Consider the following 12,503-nt stretch of genomic DNA (forward strand, 5'->3'; position numbering starts at 1 on the left):
TGCGTACTGCAGCCGGTCCCAGCCACGTAGGCTCTTCGCGTGAACCTCGACGCCGCCCAGCCCGCGCACGCCGCGGGAATCGGCCTGAGCTGGCTGGACACCGCCGGCCCGGTGCTCGTCTGGGTCATCGTGCTGTCGTTCGTGCTCATCGAATGCGCGCTGATCATCGGGCTCTTCCTGCCAGGCGATTCCCTGCTGTTCGGCGCGGGCGTGGTGCTCGCCCAGCACGGCTCGGACCTCAACGCGTGGCTGCTGTCCGCGGCCGCGCTGCTCACCGCCGTGGTCGGCAACCAGATCGGCTACTACATCGGCCGCGGCGCGGGCACCACGCTGATCGCCCGGCGCGGCGGGCGGATGCTCAACCGGGACAACCTCGAACGCGCTCAAGCCTTCCTGGACCGCAAGGGATTCTTCGCGATCGTCGCGGCGCGGTGGATCCCGTGGATCCGCACGCTGGCGCCGCTCATCGCCGGCGCCGCACGGATGGACGCGCGGCGGTTCCTGCTGGCCACCACGGTCGGCGGGCTGCTGTGGGTGCCGACGCTGGTGCTGCTCGGCTACTACGGAGCCGGCCTGCTCGACGCCATCCCCTGGGTGAAGACCGCGGCACTGTGGGTGAGCATCGCGTTCTTCGTGTTCGGCACCGCGTACGGCGTGCTGCGCTACCGCCAGGAAATGCGGCGTCCGGTCGAAGAACCCGACGACGCGCACGCCTGAGTTCTCACGCCGGGTCGGACCAGACTTCCAGCTGGATGCCGTCCGGATCGCGGAACACGATCACCGCGGAACCCTCGAAGGTCTGCGACTCCGTCGCGGGCAGGTAGGACACGCCGTACTCCCGCAGGCGGTCCTCCCATTCGGCGACCTCGGCGCGCGACGACACCGAGAACGCGACGTGGTCCAGACCAGTGCGGCGTTCGTCGAAAGCGGGACGTTCGGTGTCCGGATGCTGGACCAGCACCACGGAGAATCCGTCTCCCGCCGAACGCAGAACTACTTTGCGCACCCCGGTTTCCGGGTCTTCGCGCCGATGGCTTTCCTCGAGGTCGAGCACCCGGACGTACCAGGGAACACTTCGGTCCACATCGGTCACGGTGAGCGCCAGATGGTGCACAGACGTGAGCTTGGGCATGACTTTCGCGGCCGTCCTTTCAACCCCTCGCCCCAGACTCGCATACCGGGCTGACCGCTACGGGCGAGTTGACCGAGTTCCGGGGTCAATCGTGATCTGCCCGTCGCCGGGCGTCTCACTGTCCGAGATGGATCAGCGGCCGCCGCCGACTTCCAGCACCGCGCCGACGGTGAAGGACGCCTCCGGGGACAACATCCAGAGCACGGCCGCGGCGATCTCTTCCGGCTGGCCGGCGCGCTTGAGCGGGATGGCGGCGCTGAGCCGGTCGAGCCGGTCCGGCATCCCCGCCGCGGCGTGCAAACCGGTCTCGACCAGGCCGGGGGACACGACGTTGACCCGGATTCCCTCGTCGGCGACCTCCCGCGCGAGGCCGAGGCTGAGCGTGTTGACCGCCGCTTTGGACGCCGCGTAGTGCACCCATTCGCCCGACGACCCGTTCCGCGACGCCGTGGACGAGACGTTCACGATCGCTCCACCAGGACCGCCGTAGCGCGTCGACAGCCGCCGCACCGCCTCGCGGCAGGACAGGAAAACGCCGGTGACGTTGATGTCCAGCACGCGACGCACGGTCTCGACGCTCTGCTCGTCGAGCCTGCCGGGCGTGTTGCCGGTGATGCCCGCGTTGTTCACCAGACCGTCGAGCGGGCCCAGCTCGGCCGCCGCCGAAAAAAGGCCGCTGACCTGCTGTTCGTCAGACACATCGGCGCGGTGCGCAAGCGCTTGCGCACCGTGCGAACGCACCCTTTCGGCGACCTCCTCAGCCGGGGCCGGGTCGCCGGAGTAGTTCACCACGACGTCGTAACCGCGAGTCGCGGCCAGTTCGCAGATCGCCGCGCCGATGCCCCGGCTGCCGCCGGTGACGACCAAAACCCCCACAGGTCACTCCTCACCTCAGCCTGGTTTGAGCGGTTCGACGAACTGGGCGTCGAGCCAGCGCATCTGCGCCATCCACATCCACCACGTCGCGTCGTCCGGACAGTGCTGCCCGTCGACCGCTTCGCCTCGCAGCCACGCTCCCAGCAGCGCGGTGATCGCCGTGCACACGTCGAGCAGCGCGCGGCCCCACCACCATTGGTGCATCGGCGTGTGCAGTTCGAGGACCCCTCCGTACTCCGGCAGCACCGACAACGCCCAGTCCAGCCGGGTACGGACGTCCGCGAGCACCTCCGGCTCGCGCTGCGGTTCGCTGGTGGTTTCGCGCATCCGCTCCACCAGCAGCGCCAGCCTCGGGTCCGTGACGGGTGCCGCGGGCTCGGACAGCCGTCGGTCGACCAGCGCCCGCAGCCCGTTCAGATGCGTGCGCACAAGCGGGACGTACGGCGGATACAGCACGGCGATCCGGGCGTCGCCGGCCCGGTCCCAGGTGACCGCGCCGGCGTAGGGGTCCGTCGTCGCCGGGTCGTCGAACATCACCTGGTCAGAGGGCGAAATTCGTCAGCGGCAGGTTCTCGAGCACCAGGTCGGCGCGGTCGCGGGTGTTCGCGATCAGGTCCGCGTTGCGCTGGTCGGAGCCGAGCGCGCGCTGCCGGGCCTCGACCAGCGAACGGCCGTAGCGCCGGTGCCGGGACACCAGCCGCTCGATCCGCTCCGGCTCGTCCGGCGCGAGGAACCACGCCTCGGTGAGGTACTGCCGCACGCCGCTCCACGGGTCGTCCGGAAGCAGCAGGTAGTTGCCCTCGGTGATGACCAGCTGCACCTCGGGCGCCACCGGGACCGCGCCCGCGATCGGCTCCTCGATCTCGCGGCGGAACTCCGGCGCGTACACCGTCTCGCGGCCTTCGGCGAGCCGGCGGATCAGGTGCACGTAGCCGGCCGCGTCGAAGGTGTCCGGCGCGCCCTTGCGGTCGGTGCGGCCGAGCCGCTGCAGTTCGACCTGGGCCAGGTGGAAGCCGTCCATCCCGACGACCGCGGCCCGCGAGCCGAGCGCGTTGGCGATCGCCCAGGCCAGCGTGGTCTTGCCGGAGGCGGGCGCGCCGATGATGCCGAGCACGTGCCGTTCCCGCGGTTTGGCCAGCTTCTCGGCCCGCGCCAGCAGATCCTCGAACGCCGTCATCGCACTCCCTCTTCTCTGCTCTTCGCCAGCTTCCCGACCGGCGTGGTCCACGAACGCGGGCCGACGTGCCGGACACGTTCCGCGGCTACCGCGTTCGCGTATCCGATCCAGTCGGGGACCGCGCCTTCCCTCGTCGCCACGGCGTACGCGAGCGCACCGTGCCACACGTCTCCGGCCCCCAGGGTGTCCCGCGCTTCGATGAGCGGCACGGGGACCTGCCCAGAGTCTTCCGTAGTGCTCCAGGCGACCGGCTCCGGGCCTGCCGTCGTGATCGTCACTGACACTCCGCGTTCGGCCAAACTCGGTGCGGGAGCACGGAACCGCGCTGAACAGGCCGCCACGTGAACCAGTGGCAGCAACTGGTCCAGTACCGGTTTCCAGCTGCCCGCGTCGAGGATTACCGGCACCTCGCGGGTGCGGGCTTCCTGGGCGACAGCAAGCGCTAGCTCGGGATGGTGCCCGTCGACGAGGACGGCGTCCACGCGCTCGAAAATCGGGGCGAGGTCAGGCAGTTCGAGCGGCTTGTCGGCGGCGGCGTTGCGGGAGACGACGGTGCGTTCGCCGTCGCCGTCCCGCACCACGACCGCGCTGACCGGCGGTGCCTGCGTGCGCTCCGGGGCGAGGTCGACCAGGTCGACGCCGCAGGCTTCGAGGTCCGCGCGGGCGAGCGCGGCCAGCGGGTGTGTACCGAGAGCCGTCACGAGGGTCGCTTCGGCACCGAGCGCCGCGACGGTCACCGCGGCGTTCGTCGCCGGCCCACCGGCCGCGACGTCCACCTGCAGCGACTGCACTTTCTCGCTCGGCTCCGGGAATTCCGCGACCCGCTGCACGACATCGACGGTGCACAACCCCGCCAGCAGCACTCGCACGTCAGGTCAACCCGGCGTGCGTGGTGGACGCGACCTCGACGACTTCACCGCTCTCGTCGAGCTTCAACGCACCGGTCAGCAAGCCGACCACCTGGTTCATGCTGTGCGTCTTCGGCGACACCACGGCGACGCGCTTGCCGAGCCGGTGCACGTGGATCCGGTCGGCGATTTCGAACACGTGCGGCATGTTGTGGCTGATCAGCACCACCGGCAGGCCGCGGTCGCGGATCCGGCCGATCAGCTCCAGCACCTTCGCGGATTCCGCGACGCCCAGCGCGGCCGTCGGCTCGTCCATGATCACCGCTTTGGTGCCGAACGCCGCCGCGCGCGCCACCGCGACGCCTTGCCGCTGCCCGCCGGACAGCGTTTCCACCAGCTGGGTAATGGATTTGACCTTGATGCCGAGGTCGTCGAGGATCCGCTGCGCCTCGGTGCGCATGGTCGCGGTGTCGAGCTTGCGCAGCCCGATGCCGAACGGTCCCTTCCGCCGCTTTTCCCGGCCGAGAAACATGTTCGACGCGATGTCCAGCGCCGGCGCGACCGCCAGATCCTGGTACACCGTCTCGATTCCGTAGTGCCGGGCGTCCAGCGGGGACCGGAAGTGGACCGTCTTGCCGTCCACTTTGATCTCTCCGGCGTCCGGCACCACCGCACCGGACAACGCCTTGATGAGACTGGACTTTCCGGCTCCGTTGTCGCCGACCACGGCGAGCACTTCGCCGGGGTAGAGGTCGAAATCGGCGCCGTCGATGGCGGTGACCCGGCCGTAGCGCTTCACCAGGCCGCGCGCGGAAAGGGTGGGCTGCTGCGAATTCGAGGAAGTCATGACTGCTGCTGCCTCCGTGCGATCCGGTCCACGACCACCGCGGCGATCAGCAACGCGCCGGTCGCCAGGTCCTGGTAGTTGCCGTCCACGCCCATCTGCGTCAGACCCGAGCGCAGCACCGCGACGACCAGCGCGCCGAACAGCGTGCCCAGCACCGAACCGCGTCCGCCGAACAGGCTCGTGCCGCCCAGCACCACCGCGGTGATCGAGTCGAGGTTGCCGAGCTGGAACTGGTTCGGGTCGGCGTTCGGCGTGCGGCCGAGCGCCTGCCACGCGGCGATGCCGAAGCACAGCCCGGCGACCAGGTAGACCGACAGCACGGTGCGGTTGACCTTGATCCCGGACAGCCGCGCGGACTCCGGTGCGTTGCCGACCGCGTAAACGTGCTTGCCCCAAGCGGTTTTCGTCAGCGCGTACCAGACGGCGAGGAACATCAGCAGCGCGAGCGTCATGCCGTAGGTGATCGGGATGCCGCCGAAGAGGTACCGCTTCGTGCCGAGCCAGGTGAGCAGCCCCTCGGACACCGGAACCGCCTGGCCGCCCGCGATCAGCTTCGCCACCGCGGTCAGGCCGGTGAACGTGCCGAGCGTGATGATGAAGGCGGGCAGCTTGATCCGCGTCGCGAGGGTGCCGATGAAGAGTCCGACGACGACGGTCAGCGCGACTCCGGCCAGCAAGGCGAAGAAAACGTTGGTGACCGCGGCCAGTTTCGCCATCACGAGCGTCGCCACGACCATCGACGACGCGTTGGAAAGGTCGATGCCCGCGATCAGGATGATCAGCGTCTGGCCGAGCGCGAGCGTCCCGACCACCAGCGACTGCTGGACCACTGTGGACAGATTGTCCAGGTCGAAAAACGTGTCCGTGGCGAAGGAAAACACCACGACCGCCACGACCAACGCCAGCGCCGGACCGATCGCCGGGGCCCGCAGGAAGAACTCGCCGAGCGTCTCGCGCTCGCGGTTGGTGACCGTAGCGGTCGTCATTTCCCGCCTCCCCAGCAGTTCTGCAGACCCCAGGCCGTGTCCTTGCTCGGAACACCCGGCATCGGGTGGTCGGTGATCGCGGTCGAGCCGGTGTTCACGAACCCGCTCGGCTTCTTGCCGGTCTTCGCGTACTCGACCGCCGCGAGCACGCCCTGTTCGGCCATCTTCCGCGGGAACTGCATCACGGTGACGGCGAACTGGCCGGACTTGACGTTCTGCACGCCTTCGCAACCGCCATCGATCGAGCCGACGACGAGCTGGCTGTTGAGCCCCCGCGCTTTCAGGGCCGCGTAAGCGCCGCGGCCCATCGGCTCGTTCATCGTGTACACCGCGTCGAGGTCGGTGGTGCGCTGCAGGAGGTTCTCCATGCCCTGCTGGGCGAGGCTCTGGTCGCCGTTGGCGTTGGTGTGGCCCTTGATCTCCGGCGCGCCGTCCTTGAGCCCGATGCCCTTGAGGAACCCGCCGTGCCGCTGGGTGTCGACCGAACTGCCCGCGGTGCCGTCGACCATCAGGAGCTTCGGGTCCGCGCCCTTCAGGGCCGCCTTGACGTACGCGCCCTGCTGCTCGCCCGCCGCGAAGTTGTCGGTGGCGAAGGTGGCGTCGACCGCGTCCGGCGGTTCGGTGGCGGTGTCGAGGGCGATCACCAGGATGCCGGCGTCACGGGCGTCCTTGATGGCCTTGAGCACGCCGGTGGAGGAACTCGGCGTGATCAGGATGGTGTTGACGCCCTGCTGCATCAGGTTCTCGATGGCGCGCACCTGACCGTCGTTGTCGCCGTCGAACTGCCCGGCGAGTGCGCTGAAGTCGGCGCCGTTGGCCTTCGCCGCGGCGGAGGCGGCGTTGCGCAGTTCGACGAAGTACGGGTTGGTGTCGGTCTTCGTGACGAGGCCGACCTTGGCCTTGCCGCTGCCGCCGGTTTTGGAGCTGCCGCCCCAGTGGCGTTCGACGGTGCACCCGGCGGTGGAGACCGCGACAGCGGCCGCCAAAGCGAGTGCGGTGAGACTCCGGTGTCTCATGGAGATGCCCTCCGAATCGAGGTGCGAGCTTGCCGATGGACGGGAAGGTAGACAGACTCATGCCTTGGCGCAAGCGTTTGCGCAAACGCTTGCCAACGCTCCTGGTTTCGCTCTCTTGATGAAGGACAGACATGCCGCGACCCCGCTCCGCCCGCCCGACCCAGCGCGACATCGCCGAAATGGCGGGCGTGTCGATCACGACGGTCTCGCACGTCGTCAACGGCACGCGGGCGGTGGCCGAGGAGACGAAAGCCGCGGTGCTGCGCGCGATCGAGACCACCGGGTACACCGGCGACGCGATCGCGCGGTCGCTGGTCACCGGCGGTACGCGGTCCATCGGGATGGCGATCTCGCTGGTCGCGAACCCGTACTTCGCGGCGCTGATGCACGCGATCGAGCGAGAGGCGTCGGCAAACGGATACACCGTGCTGCTGGCGGACACGCACGACACCGCGGACACCGAGCGGGACGTGGTGCGCGCGTTGCGCTCGCGACGGGTCGACGGACTGCTGATCACGCCCGCGCCCGGCGACGGGTCGGTGCTCGGCGAACTGGTGTCGCTGGACGTGCCGACCGTGCTGATGGACCGGCTCACCACCCGGACCGACATCGACCAGGTCGGTTCGGAAAACATCCAGGCGACGTCGGCGCTGACGGCGCATCTGGCGTCGCTGGGCCATCGCCGGATCGGCATGATCTCCGGCGCGCCGGGGCTGACGACGAGCGACGAACGCGTGCTGGGCTACCGGCTCGGCCTCGGCCGGTCGGGGTTGAGCTGGTCGCAGGACCTGGTGGCGTGCGGACAGTCCTCACGGGACGGCGGCGGGCTGGCGCTGAGCACGCTGCTGGCGCTGCCGGATCCGCCGACCGCGCTGGTGGTGGCCAACGACAGCATGATGGTCGGCGTCCTGCACGAGGCGCGGCGACGGGGGTTGCGGATCGGCCAGGACCTGCCGGTGGTGGTTTACGACGACGTCGAATGGGCCGATCTCGTGGACCCGCCGCTGACGACCATGGCCCAGCCGATCGACGAAATCGGCCGGCGGGCGGTGCAATTGCTGCTGGCTCGACTGGCGGATCCCGGACGGCCCGCCGAGACTGTGCGGTTGCCGCCGACCTTGCGGCACCGGGCTTCGTGCGGGTGCGCGTAGATTCTGCGACCGACTGCCCGGCGTGACCAAGCGGATGCTTCGTTCACTCACCTCAGTGATTCTCGGGACCCGATCGTCTCGGACCCTCTCGCCGGTGGCCCGGCAGTGGCTACTGTTGGGTAGGTATCTACGACGAGGGCCATGAGACATGACCGTTCTGGCGCCGGAGGTCTCCCACTGGGACCTGCCGGTCACCCATCGGTTCGGGGTGGCATTGGGGAGGCACGCCAGCCCGTACCACGACCAGCTGCTGCGGGCCATCCGCGGCGCTGCCGCGCGGGCGGGCTGCGACCTGTTGCTGGCCGACACCGGTGATTCGGCGCGCGAGGAAGCCGAAGTGCTGCGCGCACTGCAGGCGGATCGCGTCGACGGCGTCCTTCTGGTGCCCGCCCCTGGCGACGAGGCGGTCGTGAACGGGCTCGTGCAGACCGGCGTGCCGACCGTGCTGGTCGACCGGATCGCCGGCCGCAACGACGTCGACCAGGTCGGGTCGGAGAACTTTCAGGCGATGTCCGCGCTGGTCGAGCACCTTGCCGCGCGACGGCACCGGCGGATCGCGCTGATCACCGGTACCGAAGGCACCACCGTCAGCGAAGAACGCGCCCTGGGCTACCGATTGGGCCTAGGCCGAGCCGGGCTGCGGTACCACCCGGAGCTGGTGGCGTCCGGCCAATCCACCGCGGGCGGCGCGGCTCGCGCGGCGGCCAAACTCCTGGATGGCTGGCCGTCGCCCACTGCTCTCGTGGTCGCTGGGGAAGCGATGCTGATCGGCGTGCAGTGGGAAGCGCACCGCCGCGGGATCCGGATCGGGTCGGAGCTGGCGGTTGTCGGCTACGGCGACATGGACTGGGCGCGCACGGTTTCCCCTGGCGTGACGACGATGGCGCAACCGATCTCGGAAATCGGCCGCCGGGCGGTGCAGTTGCTGCTCGCCCGCTGCCGCGAGCCGGAGCGTCGGCCGGAGTCCGTGCGGCTCGCGCCGCGTTTCTTGCACCGCGCTTCGTGCGGCTGCTGAGTTTTACAGCGTGGCGGCCGCTTCCAGCAGCATCCAGCCTCCAATTTGGACAGACAGATCCCGCTCCGCTTGACCGGGCGGCGTCGGGGCTGGCCTTGCCCACTCCGCACTGAACAACGGTCCGGTTTTCTCTTGCGCCGCCCCGTTCCAGCACGCTTCCGCCGACTTCTGTACGAGCCGCTTGGCTGTTTCCGCTTCCGGCCTGGGCAGGTTCTTGGCCGCGAGTGCCAGGTAGCGAGCGGCGATCGCCGAGAAGAGCCCGCCGTCGCCACCCTCCGATCCGGGGAGGATTCCTTGTGGTGCCATGTGCTTCTCCACCGCTCGGATAGTGCGGGCCGCGTCGTCCCACCGGGACTGCTCCAGGCACGCTCCGAGGTAAACCCCTTGGCAGTACGAGAAAATATGCTTGACCACTTCGCCGGTGTCCGCCCGGATCCCGTCCCAGACAAGGCCGGTCTCCGGGTCGACGAGGGTGTCGGTGAGCCATTGCGTCATGGCGCGGGCGCGTTCTTGATCACCCGTCCGAGCGTGAAAGATAGCCGCCGGACCGTTCGCGGGGGTATTCTTGAAGGAGTCGCCGCGCCGCCACCAAATTCCCCCGCCAAGGTCTTCTGTCCAGCCTTCGTGCAGCCGTTTGTCGATGGCCTCGAGCGCTTCGTCCACTGTGGATAGTTGGAGTCGACGCACGCGCTGCAATGCGAGCCCTAGCCAGGCTATGTCGTCGTAGTAGTCGTTGACCCAGGAGTCGAAGTTGCGTCGGTGCACCGTTTTGATGAAACGGTTGATCAACAGTGCGCGCTCGTCGGTGGGGTCGCGGAGTTGCGCGTCGACGAGGCTGTCGAGGAGGTGTGCCTGCCACCAGTAGTTCCAGTGCCAGTGGAACCGCTGGCTCAAGGTGGGCGGCCAACCACTACGCCCGAGGACGGTGCCGGGGATGGCCCAGAGGCGGCGGAGATGCCTGGCGCACACCGCCCGCTCAGCTGCGACGGCGCGCTCGGTTGCCGCGGCGCGGCCGACTGCCGCAGCGTGCTCAGTTGCCGCGGCGTGCTCGGTTGCCGTGGCGCGATCGGCCGGGTCGGTGGCGTCCTCGGCCGGGTCGGTGGCGTCCTCGGCCGGGTTGGTGGGGCGCTCGGCCGGGTTGGTGGGGCGCTCGGCTGGGACGGTTGCATCCTTGGCCCGGCTCGTCGCGCGAGCGCCCGCCGCCTGCCCAGCGACGTCCGCCGCGCCCTCGGCCTGGCTGCCCGGGCGATCGGCAGTATCTGCCGCACCATCGGCCGCTTCTGCAGGCCGCTCGGCGGTGCCGGTGCGCTCGGTCGGCTCGGTTGCGTCGTCGGCCCGGTTCGTCGCGTGGTCGCCCGCCGCCGCGCGCTCAGCAACCTCCCCCGTGTTCTCGGCCGCGTTCTTCCCCGCGCGACCGACATGGTCTGCCGCACCATCGGCCGCTTCTGCAGCCCGTTCTGCGGCGGCGGCGCGCTCGGCCGGATCGGTTGCGTCGTCGGCCGCGCGACCGGCCGTCGCCGCACGATCAGCCAGATCTGCCGTGCCCTCGGCGGAGCTTGGCGCATGTTCGGCAGCATCACCTGCGCGTCCTGCGCCAGGGCGGGCTGCGTCGCCGGGTGCAGCGGAATCGTTGGGCTCTGCTGAATCGGCGGTCATGGGGTGATTCTGCCTGCGCCGAGGAAAACTTGCCTCTCCACGCCGCTTCCCCACCGCCTGGCAACTCGGCGAGGCGATTCAGGCCGCGCCAAGCCTGGATGCTCGTGCCTATACCGGTTCTAGCCGGTGTAACCACTCACGAGGACCAGGGGGTCACCAGGCTTTGGACAGGTCCGCGTGCTGTCGAATCCACGCGTGCATCACGATGCCAGCCGCGACGCCCGCGTTGATTGACCTCGTGGTGCCGAACTGGGCGATGGACACCACTTTCGCTGAGTCGGTCTGGGCCGCTTCGGACAGGCCGGGGCCTTCCTGGCCGAACAACAGCAGGCAGTTCCGGGGCAGCACCGCGGTTTCCACCGGCTCGGCACCGGGCGTGTTGTCCACGGCTACCACCGTCAAACCCTCGGCTTTGGCGAATTCCAGCAGGCTCGCGACGTCCTCGTGGTGGCGAAGATGCTGGTAGCGGTCCGTCACCATCGCACCTCGGCGGTTCCAGCGGCGGCGGCCGACGATGTGGACCTCCGCGGCGGCGAAGGCGTTCGCGGTGCGGACGACGGTGCCGATGTTGTGGTCGTGCTGGAAGTTTTCGATCGCGACGTGGAACGGGTGCCGTCGGGTGTCCACATCGGACACGATGGCTTCGCGGCGCCAGTAGCGGTAGGCGTCGACCACGTTGCGGCGGTCGCCGTTGGCCAGGAGTTCGGGGTCGTAGCGCGGGTCGTCCGGCCAGGTGCCTGGCCAGGGACCGACGCCGACCTCCTCGCGGCTCACCCACTCGGTGGGGCCCGTATCGGGATGTTCCGTCGTCACGAAGGACGATTCTCGCTCAGCCGAGGCTGACGCCGTGCGCCGGAGTCTGGTCGTGGCGGTGCCGCCACCGCAGGTACGCCCCGAGGTACGAGATCACCAGCACCGCCAGCGCCACCACGACCACCACCGGCAGCAGCGAGCGCGGGACCACCGTGCCGTAGAGGTAATACGCGTTGAACCCGCCGGGCAGGTCGCCGAGACCTTGCTGGTGCCGGAAAAAGTCCTCGAGAGCGGTGAGCGGGCACGGGATCGGCGTGACATTGACCAGCACGCCCCAGACCGCGAAGAAAACGTGCACGAAAATAACCTTCGGCCACCGCCACGCGAGGAAGCCGCCGAAGCCGATGAAGAGCAGGGCGAGGATGTGCACCGCCACGGTGAGATCGGCGAGAACATGCGCGACCGTCGTGTCCACCTTCGCCCCCTTCCCAGTGCACCTACCAGCGACGTTACTCCGATTACCCGGGCCAGGAGCGGGAAATCGGGGGACCCGATGTGATGTTCGACCCACCGGAGCAACGGGTTCACCCGGCAGGTAACGGAGGGATCACTCCGGGTAGGAGACCTCCCGCGGACACCTGCCACCGGCGCTCCGACGCGACGTAAATGCGTGCACGGGCGCGGAATGCGAATGGTCGGCGAAAGGAGGCGGAGACCCGGTTGACGACCGGGAAGGAAGGAACCACCCGGCGCCACGCGAAACCGCCGGGCACCGCAATCGCGGCTAGCCTTTGCCGCCGAAGCCCGGCCAGAGGCTGACATCGTTGAGCTTCAGGTCATCGGGCAGCAAGACACCCGCGTTCGGGCCTGCCTCCGACGTCCAGACGACCTCGGAATCGGGGTGAAGCGACACCTCGAAGGTCAGGTCAGCCGGGTGCGCGAACTCGATGGAGAGCACGTCATCGACCTTGAGACGAACCTCGTCGCCGTAGGGCTCGACGTTCCACGTCCGAGGCTTGTCGTCCTTCGTAGGTCGAACACGACGC

General features: G+C 69.2%; 15 protein-coding genes. 3 read left to right on the plus strand and 12 right to left on the minus strand.

Going from position 1 to position 12,503, the window contains the following annotated elements; all coding sequences use genetic code 11:
• Positions 1-39: 39 nt before the first annotated feature.
• Positions 40-717: a DedA family protein gene (locus H5411_RS08090; RefSeq protein ID WP_101436895.1), complete on the plus strand. Its 678-nt coding sequence runs from the start codon at positions 40-42 to the stop codon at positions 715-717.
• 4 nt (positions 718-721) lie between these two features.
• On the opposite strand, the gene H5411_RS08095 is transcribed toward H5411_RS08090, so the two are convergent.
• From H5411_RS08095 to H5411_RS08130, 8 genes are all read right to left on the minus strand, one after another.
• The gene (locus H5411_RS08095; RefSeq protein WP_101436894.1) at positions 722-1,132 is read right to left on the minus strand and encodes a VOC family protein; all 411 of its coding nucleotides are present in this window, start codon (positions 1,130-1,132) and stop codon (positions 722-724) included.
• 132 nt (positions 1,133-1,264) lie between these two features.
• Entirely contained in the window at positions 1,265-2,008 is a 744-nt protein-coding gene (locus H5411_RS08100) for an SDR family oxidoreductase (protein WP_183123429.1), read from the minus strand.
• A gap of 15 nt (positions 2,009-2,023) precedes the next feature.
• Positions 2,024-2,542 (minus strand): hypothetical protein, encoded by a 519-nt coding sequence (locus H5411_RS08105; RefSeq protein WP_220816672.1) that lies wholly within the window; start codon positions 2,540-2,542, stop codon positions 2,024-2,026.
• A gap of 7 nt (positions 2,543-2,549) precedes the next feature.
• Entirely contained in the window at positions 2,550-3,185 is a 636-nt protein-coding gene (locus H5411_RS08110) for a nucleoside/nucleotide kinase family protein (RefSeq protein WP_009084950.1), read from the minus strand.
• Positions 3,182-4,048 carry a PfkB family carbohydrate kinase gene (locus H5411_RS08115; protein WP_312877916.1) on the minus strand — a complete coding sequence of 289 codons (867 nt, stop codon included), beginning with the start codon at positions 4,046-4,048 and terminating at the stop codon, positions 3,182-3,184. Before H5411_RS08115 ends, H5411_RS08110 begins: the two co-directional genes overlap by 4 nt.
• 7 nt (positions 4,049-4,055) lie before the next feature.
• Entirely contained in the window at positions 4,056-4,880 is an 825-nt protein-coding gene (locus H5411_RS08120) for an ATP-binding cassette domain-containing protein (protein WP_101436891.1), read from the minus strand.
• Positions 4,877-5,866, minus strand: coding sequence for an ABC transporter permease (locus H5411_RS08125; RefSeq protein ID WP_101436890.1), 990 nt, complete (start codon positions 5,864-5,866; stop codon positions 4,877-4,879). The genes H5411_RS08120 and H5411_RS08125 overlap by 4 nt, the downstream gene beginning before the upstream one ends.
• Positions 5,863-6,882 (minus strand): substrate-binding domain-containing protein, encoded by a 1,020-nt coding sequence (locus H5411_RS08130; RefSeq protein WP_183123432.1) that lies wholly within the window; start codon positions 6,880-6,882, stop codon positions 5,863-5,865. Before H5411_RS08130 ends, H5411_RS08125 begins: the two co-directional genes overlap by 4 nt.
• 131 nt (positions 6,883-7,013) lie before the next feature.
• Between H5411_RS08130 and H5411_RS08135 the strand changes: the two genes are divergently transcribed.
• Together H5411_RS08135 and H5411_RS08140 are read left to right on the plus strand one after the other, a co-directional pair.
• The gene (locus tag H5411_RS08135) at positions 7,014-8,033 is read left to right on the plus strand and encodes a LacI family DNA-binding transcriptional regulator (RefSeq protein WP_183123433.1); all 1,020 of its coding nucleotides are present in this window, start codon (positions 7,014-7,016) and stop codon (positions 8,031-8,033) included.
• A 148-nt stretch (positions 8,034-8,181) separates the two neighbouring features.
• Positions 8,182-9,048, plus strand: a complete 867-nt coding sequence (locus tag H5411_RS08140) for a LacI family DNA-binding transcriptional regulator (RefSeq protein ID WP_183123434.1) — start codon at positions 8,182-8,184, stop codon at positions 9,046-9,048.
• Positions 9,049-9,051: 3 nt separating this feature from the next.
• On the opposite strand, the gene H5411_RS49760 is transcribed toward H5411_RS08140, so the two are convergent.
• The 4 genes from H5411_RS49760 to H5411_RS08160 all read right to left on the minus strand — a co-directional run bounded on the left by H5411_RS49760 (position 9,052) and on the right by H5411_RS08160 (position 12,415).
• Positions 9,052-10,017: a glycoside hydrolase family 76 protein gene (locus H5411_RS49760; RefSeq protein ID WP_183123473.1), complete on the minus strand. Its 966-nt coding sequence runs from the start codon at positions 10,015-10,017 to the stop codon at positions 9,052-9,054.
• 840 nt (positions 10,018-10,857) lie between these two features.
• Positions 10,858-11,517, minus strand: a complete 660-nt coding sequence (locus H5411_RS08150) for a TrmH family RNA methyltransferase (protein WP_183123435.1) — start codon at positions 11,515-11,517, stop codon at positions 10,858-10,860.
• A 16-nt stretch (positions 11,518-11,533) separates the two neighbouring features.
• Entirely contained in the window at positions 11,534-11,932 is a 399-nt protein-coding gene (locus H5411_RS08155; RefSeq protein WP_183123436.1) for a DUF2784 domain-containing protein, read from the minus strand.
• Positions 11,933-12,241: 309 nt separating this feature from the next.
• Positions 12,242-12,415: a hypothetical protein gene (locus tag H5411_RS08160; protein WP_183123437.1), complete on the minus strand. Its 174-nt coding sequence runs from the start codon at positions 12,413-12,415 to the stop codon at positions 12,242-12,244.
• Positions 12,416-12,503: the final 88 nt, after the last annotated feature.

Origin of the sequence: Amycolatopsis echigonensis (assembly GCF_014174495.1) — a bacterium.
GTDB lineage: Bacteria > Actinomycetota > Actinomycetes > Mycobacteriales > Pseudonocardiaceae > Amycolatopsis > Amycolatopsis echigonensis.

Bases quoted from the DNA above. Each gene is read 5' to 3' on its own strand.
- H5411_RS08105 (WP_220816672.1), bottom strand. From the start codon at position 2,542: ATGTTCGACGACCCGGCGACGACGGACCCCTACGCCGGCGCGGTCACC.
- H5411_RS08140 (WP_183123434.1), top strand. From the start codon at position 8,182: ATGACCGTTCTGGCGCCGGAGGTCTCCCACTGGGACCTGCCGGTCACC.
- H5411_RS08110 (WP_009084950.1), bottom strand. From the start codon at position 3,185: ATGACGGCGTTCGAGGATCTGCTGGCGCGGGCCGAGAAGCTGGCCAAA.
- H5411_RS08120 (WP_101436891.1), bottom strand. From the start codon at position 4,880: ATGACTTCCTCGAATTCGCAGCAGCCCACCCTTTCCGCGCGCGGCCTG.
- H5411_RS08125 (WP_101436890.1), bottom strand. From the start codon at position 5,866: ATGACGACCGCTACGGTCACCAACCGCGAGCGCGAGACGCTCGGCGAG.
- H5411_RS08095 (WP_101436894.1), bottom strand. From the start codon at position 1,132: ATGCCCAAGCTCACGTCTGTGCACCATCTGGCGCTCACCGTGACCGAT.
- H5411_RS08130 (WP_183123432.1), bottom strand. From the start codon at position 6,882: ATGAGACACCGGAGTCTCACCGCACTCGCTTTGGCGGCCGCTGTCGCG.
- H5411_RS08135 (WP_183123433.1), top strand. From the start codon at position 7,014: ATGCCGCGACCCCGCTCCGCCCGCCCGACCCAGCGCGACATCGCCGAA.